We start from the raw sequence: 18,713 nt of genomic DNA on the forward strand, positions 1-18,713 counted from the left end.
ATATAGTTGTCTTAATAAAAAACTGGAGGTAATAAATATGAATACTACTGACAAACAATTAGAAAGCAACAATTTAAAAGTTATTAAAGATCAATTGGGATATGAATCATTGCTTAATAAAAAGTTTAATGAGTATGGAACACAATGCACTGACCAAAATTTAAAGAACCTTTGCACTGAAGCTAGTCAAACACACAAACAGAACTTCAACACATTAAAAACTTACCTTGATTCTCATCAATAATATATATAAATGGAGGGATATTATATGAATACAAGTATGAGTGAAAAAGATTTAATGCAGGATTTACTTGCTACAGAAAAACAAGTTATTTCTGCTTACAGTACAGGGATAACTGAGTCTTCTTGCGAAAATTTGAGAAACACACTAATCGATAACTTTAAAAATAATCAAACTATTCAATATAAAATATTTGATGCTATGAAACAAAAGGGATGGTATCCTACAAAAGATGCTCCAGATAATGAAGTTCAACAATTAAAAAATGAAGCCACCCAAATGATGAGTGAATTAAAATAATGTAATAAGCTTTTAGAAATTTTAGAAACCCTCTAAGGTATTAGTACTTTAAAGGGTTTCTATTACGTCCTTCATTTTTAACCAAAAAAATCTCCACCCTATGACAATATTAATCATCGTAGGGTGAAGCCTAGTTATTCATTTAAATCAAACTATATTTCTATAAATTGATTATATATGTCTGGTACATTTCTAATTTTATTTTGCTCATAACCCATGCAAGCTATTACTAAAAGTATGACGCCTAAAATAAAAATCATTCCATGAATTTCAAAAGCATATTGACCACCTATTAATGCAAATTTAGAGGAAACTGAAATAGCCAGTACGTTATTTATAAAATGTGCAAATATACTTAAATAAATTGACTCCGTTGTTAAATATATAAATCCAATAACTAGTCCTAGTAAAAATGCATTTATGCCTTGAGGAACATTTAAATGCACTAATGCAAAAAATAATGCCGATACCACAAGGGCTATAGTTGGATTTATTTTTTTAGACAGTCCTTTTAATAATACACCCCTGAAAATTATTTCCTCATATATAGGCGCTACCACCGTAGAACTGAGTATTAATATAATTGGTGAAACAGTACGTTCCTCGAAGGCTCCATTTATAAAATCTGGCAATGTTATCCTACTAAGCCACAATGTTAAACTGTTATCAAATACTAGACGGAATGCTATAATCATGAGGGCTGTAAAAATAAAACTCATTGGATTCAAGTGATATTTGAGTTTTTGCTCATTTCTTGAATTACTTAGGCACTTGAGTAAAATGATAATAACATAATATTTAACAAGTACACCAAAAATAAAAATTACATAGGGCAATGCTTTTTCAAATCTTCCAGAAAATAAACTTTTAATTTCTACAGGTACTTGTCCTAACACCTCCAACAAAATTGATAGAAGTACTACAAGAAACCCTTTAATGATTCCCATTTTTTTAATGTTTATGGCTCCATTTTCTATGTTTCTTAAAAATTTCATTCTATCACGCTCTCTAATTTATTATAACCCTTCAACTACTGTAACAACTCCCCCTTACTAGTTATTTCAATTATCTTTAGTTTAGTATATTTATATTCTTTATACTCTATGCTTTCCACTAGAACTATATATCTCTATTTTAATTAGTGTAGTTTTTCCCTTGGCTCTATCTATATATAATTGTCCCTCTTCTATAAATTCCGGACTATATTTTCTTATAAACTCCATAAGTGGTTCATATTTTTCTTCTTCCTCAAGTCTTATAGCACGTCCAAAAGCTATAACACTCTCATACTCCGCACTAAATTGATCTTGTAAAACCTTAGTCTTTCCAACTACTGTGAAGCTCACCTTATCATTCCGGCTAATATTATCTAGTTTAGTTCCAATGCCTGCACAATGAAAATATATATTTTTATCTATAATCACATAGCTTAGTGGTATTCCATAAGGTTGATTATCCTCTCCACAAGTTGAAAGTATACCATATTGGCCCTTCTTTAAAAGTTCAAGAACTTCTACCTCATTCATTTGTCTTTCAATCCTTCTCATTGTTTTCATAGACCCTTCCCCATCCTTTCTAATATTATATTTTTAAGTGTAACATAAAATTCGCACAAAAATCTATGAACTTAGTGGCAATTTTCCATATATAATTAGCATTATAATCCACTTCTAAGCCTTTTAAAGCACAAAAAAATCTATGTTTCTAAAATTGTCAAAACCCAATATTTAGAAACACAGATCTAAATTTAATTATTTATTTTCCTATAAACTGCTCAGTCCAATAAATAGTTCCATTTTTATCTTTTGCTATTCCTACTCCTATTTCGGTAAAATTCACACTTAAAATATTGGCTTTGTGTCCTGCGGAGTTCATCCACGATGTCATGACTGAAGCTGGGGTTTGCTGTCCCATTGCAATATTTTCACCAGCTGTCATATATTTTACCCCGAAATTTTTCATCATATCAAAAGGTGATCCATAAGTTGGCGATGTATGAGAAAAATAGTTTTTATTTGCCATATCCTCTGACTTATATCTAGCTACCCTGGAAAGTTCCCAATTATCTTTTAAGGGAGCTAGTCCTAGTTTTGCTCTTTCCTTATTAACTAGTGTTAGTACTTCTTTTTCTAACTTCATATTCTCAGATACGGTTGGTATCTTTATTATTTGGCTAATGTTTATCTGGTTAGGATTAGTTATCTGAGGATTAACAGCTAAAACCTCTGAAATCCCAACCTCATACTTAACACATATCTTCCAAAAGTAATCCCCTGGCTTAACTGTGTAATTTAGGGTATCTGCAGCGTACACTGTTGAGCTTATTCCTGTTGTTAATAAAATACCTAAAGTTAATATTAGTGCTCTTAAAGTTTTCCTCATCTTTTGTTCCTCCCCTTAAGTTTATAAATATAAAAAGTTGATTTTTTCTTTGCATGTCCATTTTACCATCAGACCGAGATTTTCATAGTATTTATTGTTGGTTATCTTGTAATAATATGTAGTAAATACATTTAATTAGTCACTATTAATACCCATTAAAAAATGTGTTATATAAAAAAATCTGTGTTTGTAAATATCGTTATATTCTAATATTTACAAACACAGATCTATATTTAATTACTTATTTTCCTATAAACTGTTGAGTCCAATAAATACTTCCACTCTTATCTTTTGCTACTCCCACACCTATTTCAGTGAAATTAGCACTTAAAATATTAGCTTTATGTCCTGGGGAGTTCATCCAACCATTCATTACTGAAGCTGCTGTTGGTTGACCCATTGCAATGTTTTCACCAGCTGCACTATATGTTATACCGAATTTTTTCATCATGTCAAAAGGTGATCCATAAGTTGGTGATGTATGAGAAAAATAGTTATTATCTCTCATATCCTCTGACTTAGTTCTAGCTACATTTGAAAGCTGTAAGTTATCCTTTAAAGGAGCTAGTCCTTGTTTTGCTCTTTCCTGATTAACTAGTGTTACTACTTCTTTTTCTAATTTGTTATTTTCAGTTGAATTTGCTTCTGTTGTTGCCTTTGCAGGGGTTACCTTTGTAGGCGCTGCCTTCGTTGGTGTTGCTTTCGCTGGTGTTGCCTTTGCTGGTGTTGCCTTTGTTGGTGTTGGTGCTGCCTTTGCTGGTGCCACCTTTGCTGGATTAGTTGCCTGCGGTTTAGCAGCTGCACATTCTGGAACTACAATCCCATACTTAGCACATATATCTTGAATACTTTCTCCTGGCTTTACTGTATAATTGATGGTATTACAATCTTTAGCATTAATCACTTTGTAATTATTTGTACTACAATCTTGTGCGTACACCGTTGAACTGATTCCTGTTGTTACTAAAATTCCTAAAGTTAATATTAATGGTCTTAAAGTTTTCTTCATTCTTTGTACCTCACCTTCATAATTTTAATATGCAAAGCAAGTTTTTCTCTTTGCATACACATAATATCATCTAAATGAGGTTTTCGCATCTTTTATTAGTGGTTATTCTGTAATATTATGTCGTAAATACTCATAATTATAGTTATTATGTCGTTTTTTCCACATAGCTAAATATCAATAATCGCTAGGAGATGACTGCAATAAAATAAGCATCAGCAGCTACTCCCGCAGCCACTGATACTCAATCTAAAGTAGTCTTCACTCTAATTATATCTTGCTGCTAATTCTGTTATACTAGCTGCAGTACTACCTTCTCCTGTTGCTGTGAATTTCCATTCTCCGTTGTTTCTATAAACTTCACCCATTATTAAAGATGTCATGTTATTGTAATCATTAGAAAGATTAAATTTAACTAACTCATTGTTAGAGGATTTATCCATTATTCTAATGTATGCATTCTTAATCATTCCAAAATGTTGCCTTTTAGATGCACAATTATATATATTAACAACGAAAACCACCTTAGATATATCCCCTGGTACTTTTGTTAAATCTATAACTATTTGCTCATCATCACCTGCACCTGCACCAGTAAGATTATCACCTTGATGAATTACACTCTTACAGGTACTTGTCTTGTTACCAAAGTATATTATACTCTTGCTTTTAGATATTTTTCCGTTTTCATCTAACATTATAGCTGATGCATCACAGTCAATAGTGTTTCCACCATTGCTACCATCCCAACCGAGTCCTACTGTTAATGCCTTTAATGATGCGTTTCCTTTTGTTAAATCTACCTTTTGACCTTTTATTAAATTGACTCCCATATTAATATTCCTCCTTGTGCTAGTGTCTATTTTTTATAGTACATTAAAGTATATTATTGCTAACTTAATATTTAACTGTCTTCAATATACCAAACAAACTACTGTGCGATAGTTAAAGTACACAGTAGTTTATATATTATTAAATGTTAGATACTAACTCCAAAGTTAGTACATAAAGCTCCAAGGCCTCCTTCGAATCCGCTACCCAATGCAGTGAATTTCCATTCAGCTCCGTTCCTGTATAGTTCTCCAACTACTACAGCTGTTTCAATACTGAAGTCTTCTCCCAAGTCAAATTTAATTAACTCAGTAGCCCCGTCTCCACTCATTACTCTGATATAAGAATCTGAAACTTGTCCGAAATTTTGTCTTCTCTCTTCCGCTTCATTAATTGTTACAGTAAATGAAATCTTTTGAACAGTTGCTGGTACTAAGGATAGATCAACAAGTATTTGTTCGTCATCTCCGTCTCCCGCTCCTGTCTTATTGTCTCCCATATGTTTAACTGATTTAGATGTATGTTCTGCATTGTTATAAAATATAAAATCTGTATCTGATGTTACTTTTCCATTCTCTCCTGTTAAAAACGCTGCTGCATCCAAATCAAAGTCTGAACCACCGTCATACTTGTTTGTACTCCAGCCTAGTCCTACTAAAACCTTTGTTAATCCTGGATTTGTTTTTGTTAAATCTACTTTCTGACCTTTTTTCAAACTAACTGCCATTTTTATAACCCTTCTTTCTTTTTTTATTATGCTTTATAATTGTTAATATATAGTAAAGTTTGCACACTACCTTCAGAATAAACTGCTATAGTATATGCAACCTCTTACTTTCATGCTTATTCCCTGTTGTTAAGCTTGTCTATTAAATAATTTAAGCTTTACATAAATAATACATTTTTCTATATTTTTCGTTGTATGTAATACATTGTAACACAAAAGCAAAAAAATTTAAGCAGTGATTAAAGCTGGATACGATTCCCACCCTTTTTCTCCAAGTTCATTGAGCTCAGAATCAAACTCCTCAACCTTTAATATCCCACTTGCTAATACTACAGTTACTTAGCTATTACAGAACTCCTCTATTTCCTTTTTCACAATATTCATAGAACCTCGCCAGAAGTCCTTATCATGCATGTCTATACCAACTGATTTTGCAACATCATATATAGTAGATTTACCTGTGATACACAATAATTCATTATATTTTTTCACAAATGAACATCCCTCATTTAAATACATATTGTAAAGCCCTTTCGAAAATAACAATCCAAAAGCGTATGGAAAATTATAAAAGTTAGCATCTGGATAGTAGTAATGATTTTTATGAATCCATGCAAATGGGTCTAGTGTCTCCTGCGAAATGGCATCTCCATAAGCTTGTTTTTGCGCCCATATCATTAAATCTTTTACTTCTTCTAATGATAATTCCCCTTCTTTTCTTTTTTCAAATACAGCCTTTTCAAAAATATATCTTGCATAAATATCTACAATTACAGAACTGCAATTTACAAGATCTGTACCTAAAATTGATAATGCTTCCTCTGTGTCTGCTGTTTTTAGTGCTGCATTTCTTACTAAAGTTTCACTGAAAATTGATGCAGTTTCTGCAAGGGGCATTGGATATGATGAATTTAAAACACTTTCTTTTTGAAGCATCCTTCCATGATAAGCATGTCCAAGTTCATGTGCTAAGGTACATACATTTTTAAAGTTATTATTATAGCTACATAAAATTCTACTTTCTTTTATGCAATGTAAATTTCTGCAGAAAGCTCCTCCTCTTTTCCCCTCGCGTACTTCCCAATCTATCCATCTATTTTCAAATGCTTTTACTGCCAGTTCTCCCATTTCATCTGAAAAAGAACTAAAATGCTTAACTATAAACTCTCTTGCTTGTTCAAATGTAAACTCCATATTTTTATTTCCTACAGGAGCCATAATATCATAATATGGTAGTTTGCCTTTATGTCCTAGTAACTCTGCTTTCTTTAAAAAATATCTTTGGAATTCTTGTAAATTTTCCTCCATAACCTCAATCATAACATTTAAAGTTTCTTCATCCATTCTAGAGTCTTCTAAGGTTCTATGAAGGGGTGATTTATACTTTTTAATTTCACTTAAAGTAATTACCTCACCTTTTATAGCATTTAATGCTGCAAGCACTCCCTCCGCAATTTTATCATTGCTCTTTCTTTCAGCAAAATAAGCTTTCTTTCTAAGTTCCCCGTCCTTTGAAAACTGCATATTTTTAACTTCATTTATACCTATACTTTGAATTTTACCATCTAACTCTATTTCTACCTTATGGCTGGCAGTTATATGATTTCTATATTTTGACCAAGTACTTGAACCTGTTAAACGCATTTTCGCTATTAACATTTCTTCCTGCTGGCTTAACATATGAGAGCTTTTAGACTTAATTTCCTTAAAATAAAACTCATACTCTTTTAGCTTATCAGAAGAATTTATAACACCCTCTAAATCTTCCATATTACTTATCCATTTTGCAGTGCTAACTTTAACTTCTGTAAGATTAGTTTCCATTTTTTCTATCTTGCTTAAACATTTTTTCGCACTAAAGTTACTTGCATTTGCTGAAATACTTAAACTGCAAAAGGCACTTATTCTGCTATTTAGCCTATAAAATTCCTCCATTTTATCTACATAGGACTCTAACTTGAGGGCAACATCTTCATAGCTATTCAAGTTATTTTTACCCCAATTTATTAACGTCTTAATAAGTTCTTCAAATAATATAATATCATTTTTACAATCTGATCCTTCAAAAGAAGAATAAAGCTCTTTTAAACTCCATTTACCCGTCTCATTAACCATTTTAATCACTCCTTTTCTACAAATATAATTTGTTGTAAATTATTCTTTGCAAACCTTTATTAGCTTAATTAATACATTATACCATTAATTTACCATTTAAAATTTTGTTTTTATCTATACTTAGCCTTTAGCAAATGCGTAACTGTGACTAGAGGAAAATATCGACCTTATCACTCCAATTATATCTTTAGTCAAAAAAAACAGGTTTTTTAATTCCCTGTTAGCATTTTAACTATAATAAATCTATCCTATTAATTATTATATTGTTTTGCAAGAGCACTTATTATGGCTGAGCTAGCTATAAATAATAACCCCGTTTGCGGTGCAATCATTGTAAAATCAACCAATCCATGCCCGATTATTACAGCTTGAATGCCCGCTAGCATTGGAACCAACCTACAATCTTGTCCATGAAGTATCTTTAAATTCCGGAATAAATTAATCTTCATATAAGCATATATGATAAGCCCAACAATTCCAAGTGAGGTCATAATAGTAATATAGATATTATGACCATGGAATAATGTTGCATAATAGTAACCTTTCATAAAATATGCTCCATGGTCTGTAATGCCCATAAGTCCCCAACCTATAATAGGTTTAAGCTTTATCATTTTTAAACATCCCTTCCATATCCCAAGACGACTAGTAAATGAACTGTCAAAATTATGTCCAATTACATTTTCTAAAATCTGTGACGGCATAAATGTAACTCCGGCTGTAAGTATAAATATTGTTATAAACAGCCACCTATCTTTTTTATTGCCTTTAAGAAGATAATAAATAAAAAGTCCAAATAACAGCCCCATAAAAGCACCCCGTGACCCTGTTAGGTACAATGCTATAATAAAAAAAAGTGTTGATATTCCATAGAATATTTTTGTGGTTTTAGATGTAGTGCTACAGAAATAAAGACCTAAAAGAATCATTATAGCAAACCAATTACCCGCTACATTGGGGTTTCCAAAGGTACTATATATTCTGTCATTAAATACTGGCTGAGACGTAAATTCAAGAAATTTCGCCCAAATATTATAATTAAAATATAAATATGTAACTTTCTCAATAATTCCAAAAATCGCTGATAACAATGAAAAAAACACTAAATACCTGCATATCTTTTCCACCTTATTTTCATTTTCACAATAATCTTGCAAAAATATACTAATGCATAGATACATAAAGAGAACAAAAGACGCAGCAATTGATGTAAAACTACAGTTTACAAAACTTACTATCAAGGACCAAATAAATAGTAAACAAAGCCCTATATTCCAGTGATTTTTGTGTATGCTCACTTTTCTAAACAACACCATATATGTCATGTATATGGCTGGTATTATGTTGGTATAAGGGGAAATGACTATTAGTAAAACTAAAATGCCTATAATAAAACCCACTTTCTTTTATAAGAATATACACTCCTTCTTATTTGTACAATAAATGTTCTTGCCCTGAAATTATTCCTGCTAAAATATCTAGTAATAAAAGAGAAAAAATGGGAATGAAGAAGATGATATCATTAGTAGAAATATTTGATAGCCCGTGTCTATAAACATTCCCCTATTTTATATTATATAATCCTAATATTAAAAACATATTAAAAAAGCCTTAGATTTAGCTTAATAATTATAAAAACTAAAAATAATCCATACATTAACGTGAAATGTCGTTAAAGCTAATAAAGGAAAAAGAAGATATCATTTCCCCAATAACTTTTGAATTTCCACTGTTGTCAAAAATCGATGCTGACCCTTTTCCATTGATTCATCTAACATTAATCCTCCAATGGAAACCCGCTTTAAATATACCACATAACAGCCTACTGCCTTTAACATACGCTTCACTTGGTGCTTACGTCCCTCTGAAATAGTAAGATATCCAGAGACAACTGGCTGGTTATAATGGTTTGAATCTATATTGCATAAATTCTCAATAGGCATCTCATATTTAAACTCTTTATACATTCCACATTTTTGCACTTCTATTTTTGCAGGCTTCGTTAGTATCTCACCTTTCCCAATGTAAACTCCTTGCCCTAATTTCTCCCTATCTTCCTCGTCTAAAGAACCCAAAGCCCAAAAAAAATAAGTTTTTTCAACATGCTTTTGTGGGTACATTAATTGATGTTCAAATTCACCATCGTTGGTAAGGAGCAGTAATCCTTCTGTGTTTTTGTCTAATCTTCCAACATGAAATACTCCATTCATGTTAACATTCTCAAAAAAATCAAATACTGTTTTATTAACTGTATCCTTTCTTGCAGTAATGTAGCCAGCAGGTTTATTAAACATATAATATACTTTTCCATTATATTTAACTGCTTTACCACGATACTCAATAACATCAGAACTTTCGTTAATTTCTATTGCAGGTTCTGTTATCACGTCTCCATTTACCTTCACCATACCTTCTTCGATATAAATCCTAACCTTTTTTCTCCTTCCAAGGTCTGATCCTGCTAAAAATTTATCTAATCTCATATCTCATCACTTCTCTTCCTTTGAAAAATCATTTTATGTCCCTCTTACTATTACTGTACATGAAATAATTCAGTCACCCTACCTTAACGATGGAGACACCTAAACAAAAATCCCCTCAAACATATAAGTCCGAGGGAACATAAATCACACTTCAATTCTTACCTAACATTCCACACATGCCACTTGCCACGTGGGTGGCACTAGCTATTTTAAATTAAATTTAGCAAAAGCCTCCGCCATAGCAGAATTACCAGTTGGTTCATCTTTCTTATTCTGTTGATTAAGGAATCTACTAACATCCTTTTTGTCTAAAGCACCTTTTTCATTTTCGCGACGCTTAGTAAAAGCTGAAAGTTTTTCTCTATAGCCACAACCACAAGCGAAAATTTTATTATCTCCATCGCCTCTAATCTCCATTTTCTTGTGACAAGTAGGGCAGCGTGCATTTGAAACTTGTGAAACGCCTTTACGGTATCCGCAATCTCTATCTGGACATACGAGCATTTTGCCCCTTTTGCCGTTAACCTCCAGAAGGTACTTACTACACTCAGGACATTTAACCCTTGTAGCATTATCATGTTTGTATATATCGCTAGAAGCTGCAACATTCTTCACAAGCTTTGATGCATATTCTCGCATATCCCTTACGAAGTTCATAGAATTTGCTTTTCCTTTGCTTATAAGTTGAAGCTGTTTTTCCCACTTAGCAGTAAGCTCTGGAGATTTTAATTCTTGTGGAACCAAGTCTATTAACTGTATTCCCTTTGAGGTTGGGAAAATATCTTTACCGCGTCTCTCCATATAAAAGATATTAAATAGTTTTTCAATTATATCTGCACGTGTAGCAGGAGTTCCAAGGCCTGAAGTATTATCCAAAGCCTCTCTTAAACTCTCATCTTGTATATCTTTTCCTGGATGCTCCATAGCGGTAAGCAGCGTAGCTTCATTATACCTAGCAGGTGGCTTTGTTTTTTCATTTACTGACCGAGCCAAAGTAAGTTTAACTGCTTCCCCTTTATTAATTGGTGGAAGAGACTGATCCTTATCTTCCCCATCATCAGAACTGCTTATTTCTCTCCATCCCTTTGACTTAACTATTTTTCCTTTTGCTGAAAAACTTTCACCCTTTACATCTATCTTTACAGTAGTTTGCTCATACTCGAAAGCTGGGCTTAGAACTTCTAAGAATCTTTTTACAACTAAGTCATAAATGCTTCTCTCTTCTTTGTTTAAGCTTGATAAATCTACATGCTGCTCTGTAGGAATTATAGCATGATGGTCTGAAACCTTGCTATTATCCACCAGTCTATTTGTAGTTTGTATTCTACTTTTTATTATATTTCTAGCGGCTTTTTCATAAGGTCCTATTGCTATGCTCTTTAATCTATCAAGTAGTGTAGCTACTATATCCGTAGTAATATATCTAGAGTCTGTTCTTGGATAAGATAATAGCTTATGATTTTCATATAATCTCTGCATTAAATTAAGAGTTTGTTTTGCAGAGTACCCAAATTTTCTATTTGCATCTCTTTGAAGCTCTGTTAAATCATATGCAAGTGGTGGAAGTTCTTTTTTAAAAGCTTTATTTACCTCTACTACTGTGCCCATTTGATTGTTTACCTTAGAAACTACATCCTCTGCCTTTTGTTTGTCAAAGGTACGTGATTCTCCATTTTTACTGGACCAATTCACTGTAAAATTATTTACCTTACCATTTACCGTCCAGAAATCCTTTCCAACGAATTTCTTTATTTCGTTTTCTCTATCAACAATAAGTGCTAAAGTCGGCGTCTGTACCCTTCCAGCTGATAATTGAGCATTATATTTACAAGTTAAGGCTCTTGTAACGTTAAGTCCTATAAGCCAATCTGCTTCTGCTCTTGATTGTGCTGCCCAAAATAGATTTTCATAGTCTCTTCCAGGTTTAAGACTTGCAAATCCATCCTTTATTGCTTTTTCAGTTTGGGAGGAGATCCATAACCTTTTTATTGGCTTTTTAAAGCCTGATTTTTGAATAATCCAACGTGCCACAAGTTCCCCTTCACGCCCAGCATCTGTGGCTATAACCAATTCATCTACATCAGCCCTTTTAAGAAGTTCGTTCACAACCTTATATTGCTTTGAGGTTTCTTTAATAACCACCAATTTTAAATCCTTTGGTAACATCGGAAGATCTTCCATTTTCCAACTTTTATATTTTTGATCATAATCCTCAGGCCCTGCTAGTGTAACAAGATGTCCCAGTGCCCAAGTTACAATATATTTTTGTCCCATTAAATACCCATTTCCGCCTTGACTACAATTTAAGACTTTTGCAAGCTCTTTTCCAACGGAGGGTTTTTCTGCTAAAACTAATATTTTTCCCATATATAAAACTTCCTTTCTTATGTTCAATAATTTACTGTGTGTTAATCAGTTTTTTCACTTCGTCATTAGGTAATTATACCGCTACAAATAATACCATCAACCCAATATGTACAAAATCCTATAAAATATAATATACATACTATCTATATTATAAACTACTTTGTAGGGATTGTTCAATTTTTTTGTTAAGCTAGAAAAACAGTGCATGTGTTTTTTATGATTATAAATGATATACTATATAATGGATATTCAAAAAAATAAACAAATTTAGAGGTAATTTAATGAACTATATAATATTTGATTTAGAATTTAACCAGGGCTACAATTTTGGAGTGGAACCTAAAACTTTAACAAACCCTAAATGTCCTTTCGAAATAATTCAGATAGGTGCCGTAAAGCTAAATGAAAATTTAGAGAGAATTGGGGCTCTAGATGTATTAATAAAGCCAGAAATATATACTACCCTTAATCCCTTTGTAAAAGAACTCACTGGAATAACAATTGATGAGCTAAATAGTGGCAAATCCTTTAAAGAAATGTACAGTGAATTTATAGAATTTATGAAAGCTGATAAAAGTGTATTATGTGTATGGGGCGTGGCAGATATAAAAGAATTATTTCGTAATATAGAGTATCATGAATTGGATTCAACTATGGTGCCCACAGAATACATAAACATACAATCCTATGCTTCTAGTGCGCTTAACTGCCAAAAGGGAATCAATATTGGACTAGGCAATGCAGCTAAACTACTAGGTATACCAATTGAAAACCAATTTCATGATGCTTTCAACGACGCCTTCTACACGGCCGAAGTTTTTAAAAAAATTCATAGCAATGAAATTAAAGCTAGGCTTTATAATCCCCATAAACACAAACGTTTAGACAGGTCTTCTACTGAAAATTACAAACTTGATACCTGTAATTTAATGAGACAATTCGAAAAAATGTTTGAGAGAGAAATGACTGCGGAGGAAAAATCTATAATTAACCTAGCTTATATTATGGGCAAAACAAATCAATTTCAAATCCCTCAGAGCCCGAATAAATAACCAAATGAATAAAAGCAGTATAGAACAATCTTCTATACTGCTTTTAGTATTCTTATTAGTTTTCAGTTTCTGTTTCCTCGCCTGGTTTAACAAATTCTAAATCTGCTCTTTTATTTTCTAAATTAGCTTTTCTATTGTCTAAGGTATTAAGATTTATAGGATGAGTAACCATATCTTCAGCTGTACCCATTATATATCTATTTAAAAATATTTTTCCTTCAGGAGTATTTGCTATAGCATAAGGCTCAGTTTCTTTTTTAAATAGAACCCAAGTATAACCATTATTAATTACTCTATTTAGATCTTCTTTATCTATTATAGTCCTTGATTTTTCTTTACCATATCTATCTCTCAATATTACAGCAACAGTTTCTCCATCCAGTTCTTCATAATCATTTATTGTATTTTGATTATATACTTCTAAATTAGCTTTTCTGTTATCAAGTGAATCTCCATTGATATGTCTAACAGGCGCTTTTGGATGAACATCTAAAATGAAAGATTGAAGACCTTGCTTTCTTCTATATTTTTTTTCTTCAATATAGTAACTACCTAAATTTTGTGCTAAGTAATTATTAAGCTCTTTGTTCCACTCTGCAAACCAAAGACCCTTTTCTAATACTCTTTGTAAATCAACAGTATCTATTTTGCCTTCAATAGTTGTACCATCTTTTTTGACTAATTTTAAAATTGTAACTTCTTCTAATATTTGGTGTTTGTTGGATTTAATCTCAACTTTAGTTTCTTCTGTTTTCTTTTCCTTATTTATAATAGGACACCTCTTTCTTCTATTTAAGAATCTTCAAAAAAACAACTAGTCAGTTACATTTTTGACATGTTATTTCTTTCAGATTTCTATATGGGCTTTAAAGTTGCGTATAACTTTAACATTTCCCTAATTTTTAATTAACATTTGAGTTTTTCTCTATAATACGCATGTTTACTTTTACTACATTATTTTTATTATACCACATTGGTTGGTGTAAAAACACCAAATTTTAAAAGGAATTTAAAATATATTTATTTGTTTGTTTTTATTTTAGTATATCAGGCTTTTCACTATAAGCTAAATATATCTTTTAGCACCTCATACCGAACGTGGGTAAGAAGAGCATCTTTATCAGTATTTTTTAGTTTTATCACATAAGTCCATCTACCATAAGGATAAATTTTATAAATCATAGAAAGATTTATAATATAAGATTTGTGACTTCGAAAAAATTGATTCTTATCTAGTCTTTCTTCTAATTCGCTTAATGCTTCAGATGTAATATAACTATTATCTACAGTATAAATAACCGTATTTCTGTCTTCTCTCTGAATAATAACTATATCTTTTGTATCTACAAAGCTTATACCTTCTTTATTTTTAATTAGTATTTTATTTAGACCATTTTCGTAGCGGATTATTTTGTGCATTACTTCCTTATTTTCCTCACCATTTAGTGTTTTAATACGGTTTAAAGTTTGGTAAACCCGGTCTAGTTTGAAAGGCTTTACAAGATAATCAAAAGCATAAAGTTGAAACGCATCTGTCATATAGGTAGCATGAGCAGTAGCAAAAACTATTATGGTTTTAGGATTTACATCTATTATTCGTTTTGCGCATTCTATTCCGTTAAGTTTGGGCATTTCCACATCTAGAAATACAACTTGTGGCCTTGATTCTTCAACAAAGGTGAGGACAGCCTCACCATCAGCTGCCTCGCCTATTAATTTAAATCCTTCTACTTTTTCAATGGCTTTTCTAAGGATCATTCTCATGCCCTCTTCATCGTCTCCTATTAACACTTTAAATTCCAACAATAATCACCGTTTCCTTCTCTTTGACTTTGGTTTAGCAAATATTTCGGAATACACCATTGCTTGCATAATATTTTCTCCTTTGAAATCTAAATCGAAATATGGCATTTCTTCTTTCTCTACTTCCAACTGCTGTGGTTCAAGGTTTTCATTCTTAATTGTAGTTAAGTCAGTGTACCTGTCATATTCCATTGGTACTGATTTTCTAGGCTCTTCTGTTTGCATTTCTATTAGTTCTCCATTTGTTATAGATTTAAACATAGCTTCTACCCCTCAATATTCTTAGGTACAGTATTCATATTTTCTTTCTTTTTACTCTTTCCCCCCTTAGAAATAGCTTCTCTCATATTTGTATCTGCTATTACATTTTGCATATCATAATAATCCAAAACTCCCATTTTTCCTTCTCTTAATGCTGCGGCTAGAGCTCTTGGAATTTCCGCTTCTGCTTCCACTACTGCTGCCCTCATTTCCTGCTCCTTTGCAACTGCCATGGCTCTTCTTTCTTCTGCTTTTGCCTGGGCAATATTTTTATCAGCCTCAGCTTGAAGTGTCTGAAGTTGTGCACCAATATTTCTTCCAACATCTATGTCTGCAATATCAATAGATAATATTTCATAAGCCGTACCTGCATCTAGTCCTTTTGCAAGAACTGTTTTAGATATAGCATCCGGATTTTCTAAAACCTCCTTATGAGAATTTGCAGTACCTACTGTAGCTACTATGCCTTCCGCAACCCTAGCAAGCACTGTTGCCTCTCCCGCTCCACCTATTAATCTATTTAAATTAGCTCTTACTGTTACTCTTGCCTTTGCTAAAAGTTCAATTCCATCCTTTGCAACTCCTGAAACATTTGGCGTTTCAATAACTCTTGGTGTTACACTCATTTTCACTGCTTCAAGTACATCTCTACCCGCAAGATCGATGGCTGCTGCCCTTTCAAAAGACAAATTCATACTTGATCTTTGAGATGCAATTAGTGCATTTACTACCGCTTGTACATTCCCTCCAGCTAAATAGTGGGCTTCTAATTGATTTACGCTTACTTCTACTCCACCCTTTGTTGCTTTTATTAGTGGTAGCACAATCTTCTTAGGTGAAACCCTTCTGAGTCTCATACCTATCATAGTTGAAAAACTAACCTTTACATTTGCAGCTAAAGCTGAAATCCACAATCCTACTGGTATAAAACTGAAAAACAAAGCTATAAAACACGCTACAACTCCTATAATAATAACTATAGCAATATTACTTTCCATAATGTTACCCCCTTATATTAAAATACTATCAATTAACATATCCTTATTTGCTTTCAGTAAGCACTCTTACAACAATTCTTCTTCCTTCTACTTTTATAATTTTAACCTTGGTATTCTCACAAATAAATTCACCTTCTGAAACTACATCCATTTTTATTCCATTTATCTCTGCAATACCTGAGGGTCTTAAAATTGTTAATGTAACACCTTCTTGCCCTACAAAGTATTCCAAATCCTCTGTGCCTATGTAACCATCTTCCTTTTTTTGAGTTTCATGCAAAATAAGAATTTTCGAAAGACGTCCTTTGGTTACAGATTTCAAAACAAAATTAAGCATTACTCCGAGTATTGCAATTATAATGCCCAGAAGTACCAATACCTCCATAACGCTATTACAAGCAAGTACTACCCCTACAACAAGAAGTATTGCACCTAATATTCCTGGTATACCAAACCCTGGGTGAAACATCTCTACAATCACAAATATAAACCCAAAAGCAAAGCAGATAATAGCAATCCCACTTATATTGGATAAAAAACTTATTAATTCCATACCACCACCCCCTTAAAAATTTATATGTTTACCTTATGACAATACAATATACCCTATATGTTTTTTAAAAAATAGATAATTGCTAAAGAATACATATGCTTGTCTAAAATGTCATATTTACAGTATTGTATTTTTTATCTTGGTATCCAACCCTCAAAAATAGTAGCCTCATTATCACTAAGTATTTCAATATCTCCCTCATATTTTTTAAGGATATCTTTTACAATAGATAACCCCATGCCCTCTCCCTTATCCCCCTTTGTAGTAGCTCCAGTTTCAAAAATTTTATTAATCCATTCTTCGCAAATCTTAGGCCCATTGTTTTTAATCCTAAATCTATAGGTCTTTAAATCCTCAAATAGCTCAATTTTAATAATCTTATTTTCACCCAGCTCTTGAAGTGCATAAATAGCATTATCGATAATATTGCCAAGCACTCTGCAAAACTCCCAGGCTGGCACCCTTAAATCTTCTAGTGCAGAGGTTACTACAATTTCTGTTTTAATTCCTCTTTTTTCTCCATAGATTATTTTTGCTTGAAGCAGTGCATTAACTGCAGGATTTGAGGTTTTTAATACCTTGTTTATCCTTTGAATATCTGTAAACACCTTTTCAATATATCCTGTGGCTTCAGTGTATTCCTCCATTTCCATTAAACTATATACTACTTGTAAATGATTCATAAAATCATGCCTTTGACCTCTAAGAGTTTTATTTAAGTTTTCTAGCTGTCCCAAAGTATCCTTTAACATACTGTACTCAATGTTATGTTCATTTAAAGAACTAATATCTTTAACAACAAAAAAGCTGTTAATAACGCTAAGAATTATTAATACATATATAATCAATTCCCCGTTATTAAATTTCTCTTGAAAGTTCATAAGATTTTCATTGAAATAATTGTATAATATCACTGTTAAAATGGTGATAATTTGAATTATATTTAAAACAATTACTGTTATTATAGTTTTATTAATATTTAATTTTTTCTGCATATATTTCTAGTGCCTCCTATACTTTACACTTTATAGCTTACCAAATAATATGCTATAAGGAAATGTTTATTATTTAAATACAGCATTATTACCATTAACTGTAAACCTATTTTTATAAATACTACTAACATCTTTATTATAAATATTTTCTTTTATTTTTGGTTAAACTTCTTAATAGATACATTGTGGAATCCAAAAAAACTAGCAAATTGACTGGTTATTTTTTTGAAGATGCCTAAGGAGGAGATATAATGACAAAAATTAATTGTAGCGTTTCAAATTGCTCCCATAATAATGAAAATGCCTGCTTTGCTAACATAATAAATGTTGGTGGAAAGAGTGCTAAAGAAGATTGTGACACTTGCTGTGCATCTTTTTTAGACTCCAAAATCTATAGCGATCTTACAAATAATATTAATGACAGTGGCAACAAGTGCAGCGCTATTACCTGCAATGTAGGTACTTGCACCTATAACTCTAATAATCTGTGTAATGCTAAGTCTATAGATGTCAGTGGCGATAATGTGAATCTCTACCTAGAAACTAATTGTTCAACATTTAAAATCACATAAGTAAATAGTTTTAAGAAAAAAAGGGTC

Annotated in this window: 20 protein-coding genes; 4 read left to right on the forward strand and 16 right to left on the reverse strand. The window is 32.0% G+C overall.

Annotation, left to right across the window (positions count from 1 at the left end; genetic code table 11):
- Positions 1-37: 37 nt before the first annotated feature.
- Both KPL50_RS06495 and KPL50_RS06500 read left to right on the forward strand, forming a co-directional pair.
- A complete protein-coding gene (locus tag KPL50_RS06495) occupies positions 38-244 on the forward strand; it encodes a hypothetical protein (RefSeq protein WP_216297640.1) in 207 nt (68 codons plus the stop codon).
- Positions 245-280: 36 nt separating this feature from the next.
- A complete protein-coding gene (locus tag KPL50_RS06500; RefSeq protein WP_216297686.1) occupies positions 281-541 on the forward strand; it encodes a spore coat protein in 261 nt (86 codons plus the stop codon).
- 152 nt (positions 542-693) lie between these two features.
- Here KPL50_RS06500 and KPL50_RS06505 read toward each other — a convergent pair whose 3' ends face one another.
- The 10 genes from KPL50_RS06505 to KPL50_RS06550 form a co-directional block, all read right to left on the reverse strand.
- Entirely contained in the window at positions 694-1,536 is an 843-nt protein-coding gene (locus tag KPL50_RS06505) for a CPBP family intramembrane glutamic endopeptidase (RefSeq protein ID WP_216297641.1), read from the reverse strand.
- A gap of 99 nt (positions 1,537-1,635) precedes the next feature.
- Positions 1,636-2,097, reverse strand: a complete 462-nt coding sequence (locus KPL50_RS06510) for a pyridoxamine 5'-phosphate oxidase family protein (RefSeq protein ID WP_216297642.1) — start codon at positions 2,095-2,097, stop codon at positions 1,636-1,638.
- A 199-nt stretch (positions 2,098-2,296) separates the two neighbouring features.
- On the reverse strand, positions 2,297-2,923 hold the full coding sequence (locus KPL50_RS06515; RefSeq protein WP_216297643.1) for a CAP domain-containing protein: 627 nt from the start codon (positions 2,921-2,923) through the stop codon (positions 2,297-2,299).
- 241 nt (positions 2,924-3,164) lie between these two features.
- Positions 3,165-3,932, reverse strand: coding sequence for a CAP domain-containing protein (locus KPL50_RS06520; protein ID WP_216297644.1), 768 nt, complete (start codon positions 3,930-3,932; stop codon positions 3,165-3,167).
- A 263-nt stretch (positions 3,933-4,195) separates the two neighbouring features.
- Positions 4,196-4,762 carry a TerD family protein gene (locus KPL50_RS06525; protein ID WP_216297645.1) on the reverse strand — a complete coding sequence of 189 codons (567 nt, stop codon included), beginning with the start codon at positions 4,760-4,762 and terminating at the stop codon, positions 4,196-4,198.
- A 146-nt stretch (positions 4,763-4,908) separates the two neighbouring features.
- Entirely contained in the window at positions 4,909-5,487 is a 579-nt protein-coding gene (locus tag KPL50_RS06530) for a TerD family protein (protein ID WP_216297646.1), read from the reverse strand.
- A 339-nt stretch (positions 5,488-5,826) separates the two neighbouring features.
- Entirely contained in the window at positions 5,827-7,602 is a 1,776-nt protein-coding gene (locus tag KPL50_RS06535) for a M3 family oligoendopeptidase (protein WP_216297647.1), read from the reverse strand.
- A 251-nt stretch (positions 7,603-7,853) separates the two neighbouring features.
- Positions 7,854-8,783, reverse strand: a complete 930-nt coding sequence (locus tag KPL50_RS06540) for an O-antigen ligase (protein WP_216297648.1) — start codon at positions 8,781-8,783, stop codon at positions 7,854-7,856.
- A 519-nt stretch (positions 8,784-9,302) separates the two neighbouring features.
- On the reverse strand, positions 9,303-10,085 hold the full coding sequence (locus tag KPL50_RS06545) for a pseudouridine synthase (RefSeq protein ID WP_216297649.1): 783 nt from the start codon (positions 10,083-10,085) through the stop codon (positions 9,303-9,305).
- 204 nt (positions 10,086-10,289) lie between these two features.
- Positions 10,290-12,452: a DNA topoisomerase III gene (locus KPL50_RS06550; protein ID WP_216297650.1), complete on the reverse strand. Its 2,163-nt coding sequence runs from the start codon at positions 12,450-12,452 to the stop codon at positions 10,290-10,292.
- 281 nt (positions 12,453-12,733) lie between these two features.
- Between KPL50_RS06550 and KPL50_RS06555 the strand changes: the two genes are divergently transcribed.
- Positions 12,734-13,504: a 3'-5' exonuclease gene (locus tag KPL50_RS06555; RefSeq protein WP_216297651.1), complete on the forward strand. Its 771-nt coding sequence runs from the start codon at positions 12,734-12,736 to the stop codon at positions 13,502-13,504.
- 55 nt (positions 13,505-13,559) lie between these two features.
- On the opposite strand, the gene KPL50_RS26905 is transcribed toward KPL50_RS06555, so the two are convergent.
- The 6 genes from KPL50_RS26905 to KPL50_RS06585 form a co-directional block, all read right to left on the reverse strand.
- A complete protein-coding gene (locus tag KPL50_RS26905; RefSeq protein ID WP_253200480.1) occupies positions 13,560-13,859 on the reverse strand; it encodes a hypothetical protein in 300 nt (99 codons plus the stop codon).
- A 704-nt stretch (positions 13,860-14,563) separates the two neighbouring features.
- Complete coding sequence (locus KPL50_RS06565; protein ID WP_216297688.1) at positions 14,564-15,307, reverse strand: LytTR family DNA-binding domain-containing protein; 744 nt, start codon at positions 15,305-15,307, stop codon at positions 14,564-14,566.
- Between the two features lie 6 nt (positions 15,308-15,313).
- Complete coding sequence (locus tag KPL50_RS06570) at positions 15,314-15,568, reverse strand: hypothetical protein (RefSeq protein ID WP_216297652.1); 255 nt, start codon at positions 15,566-15,568, stop codon at positions 15,314-15,316.
- 5 nt (positions 15,569-15,573) lie between these two features.
- The gene (floA, locus tag KPL50_RS06575; RefSeq protein ID WP_216297653.1) at positions 15,574-16,566 is read right to left on the reverse strand and encodes a flotillin-like protein FloA; all 993 of its coding nucleotides are present in this window, start codon (positions 16,564-16,566) and stop codon (positions 15,574-15,576) included.
- Positions 16,567-16,609: 43 nt separating this feature from the next.
- Positions 16,610-17,119, reverse strand: a complete 510-nt coding sequence (locus tag KPL50_RS06580) for an NfeD family protein (RefSeq protein WP_216297654.1) — start codon at positions 17,117-17,119, stop codon at positions 16,610-16,612.
- Between the two features lie 134 nt (positions 17,120-17,253).
- A complete protein-coding gene (locus tag KPL50_RS06585) occupies positions 17,254-18,114 on the reverse strand; it encodes a sensor histidine kinase (RefSeq protein WP_216297655.1) in 861 nt (286 codons plus the stop codon).
- Between the two features lie 251 nt (positions 18,115-18,365).
- On the opposite strand from KPL50_RS06585, the gene KPL50_RS06590 reads away from it, so the two are divergent.
- Positions 18,366-18,686, forward strand: a complete 321-nt coding sequence (locus tag KPL50_RS06590) for a DUF1540 domain-containing protein (RefSeq protein ID WP_216297656.1) — start codon at positions 18,366-18,368, stop codon at positions 18,684-18,686.
- The last annotated feature ends 27 nt before the right edge of the window (positions 18,687-18,713 follow it).

Origin of the sequence: Clostridium sp. CF012 (assembly GCF_018861755.1) — a bacterium.
Classification (GTDB): Bacteria; Bacillota; Clostridia; order Clostridiales; family Clostridiaceae; genus Clostridium_AD.

Excerpts from the sequence above, each read along its gene's own strand:
- KPL50_RS06495 (WP_216297640.1), top strand. The coding sequence starts at position 38 with ATGAATACTACTGACAAACAATTAGAAAGCAACAATTTAAAAGTTATT.
- KPL50_RS06500 (WP_216297686.1), top strand. The coding sequence starts at position 281 with ATGAGTGAAAAAGATTTAATGCAGGATTTACTTGCTACAGAAAAACAA.
- KPL50_RS06505 (WP_216297641.1), bottom strand. The coding sequence starts at position 1,536 with ATGAAATTTTTAAGAAACATAGAAAATGGAGCCATAAACATTAAAAAA.
- KPL50_RS06510 (WP_216297642.1), bottom strand. The coding sequence starts at position 2,097 with ATGAAAACAATGAGAAGGATTGAAAGACAAATGAATGAGGTAGAAGTT.
- KPL50_RS06515 (WP_216297643.1), bottom strand. The coding sequence starts at position 2,923 with ATGAGGAAAACTTTAAGAGCACTAATATTAACTTTAGGTATTTTATTA.
- KPL50_RS06520 (WP_216297644.1), bottom strand. The coding sequence starts at position 3,932 with ATGAAGAAAACTTTAAGACCATTAATATTAACTTTAGGAATTTTAGTA.
- KPL50_RS06525 (WP_216297645.1), bottom strand. The coding sequence starts at position 4,762 with ATGGGAGTCAATTTAATAAAAGGTCAAAAGGTAGATTTAACAAAAGGA.
- KPL50_RS06530 (WP_216297646.1), bottom strand. The coding sequence starts at position 5,487 with ATGGCAGTTAGTTTGAAAAAAGGTCAGAAAGTAGATTTAACAAAAACA.
- KPL50_RS06535 (WP_216297647.1), bottom strand. The coding sequence starts at position 7,602 with ATGGTTAATGAGACGGGTAAATGGAGTTTAAAAGAGCTTTATTCTTCT.
- KPL50_RS06540 (WP_216297648.1), bottom strand. The coding sequence starts at position 8,783 with ATGTATCTATGCATTAGTATATTTTTGCAAGATTATTGTGAAAATGAA.
- KPL50_RS06545 (WP_216297649.1), bottom strand. The coding sequence starts at position 10,085 with ATGAGATTAGATAAATTTTTAGCAGGATCAGACCTTGGAAGGAGAAAA.
- KPL50_RS06550 (WP_216297650.1), bottom strand. The coding sequence starts at position 12,452 with ATGGGAAAAATATTAGTTTTAGCAGAAAAACCCTCCGTTGGAAAAGAG.
- KPL50_RS06555 (WP_216297651.1), top strand. The coding sequence starts at position 12,734 with ATGAACTATATAATATTTGATTTAGAATTTAACCAGGGCTACAATTTT.
- KPL50_RS06570 (WP_216297652.1), bottom strand. The coding sequence starts at position 15,568 with ATGTTTAAATCTATAACAAATGGAGAACTAATAGAAATGCAAACAGAA.
- floA (WP_216297653.1), bottom strand. The coding sequence starts at position 16,566 with ATGGAAAGTAATATTGCTATAGTTATTATTATAGGAGTTGTAGCGTGT.
- KPL50_RS06580 (WP_216297654.1), bottom strand. The coding sequence starts at position 17,119 with ATGGAATTAATAAGTTTTTTATCCAATATAAGTGGGATTGCTATTATC.
- KPL50_RS06585 (WP_216297655.1), bottom strand. The coding sequence starts at position 18,114 with ATGCAGAAAAAATTAAATATTAATAAAACTATAATAACAGTAATTGTT.
- KPL50_RS06590 (WP_216297656.1), top strand. The coding sequence starts at position 18,366 with ATGACAAAAATTAATTGTAGCGTTTCAAATTGCTCCCATAATAATGAA.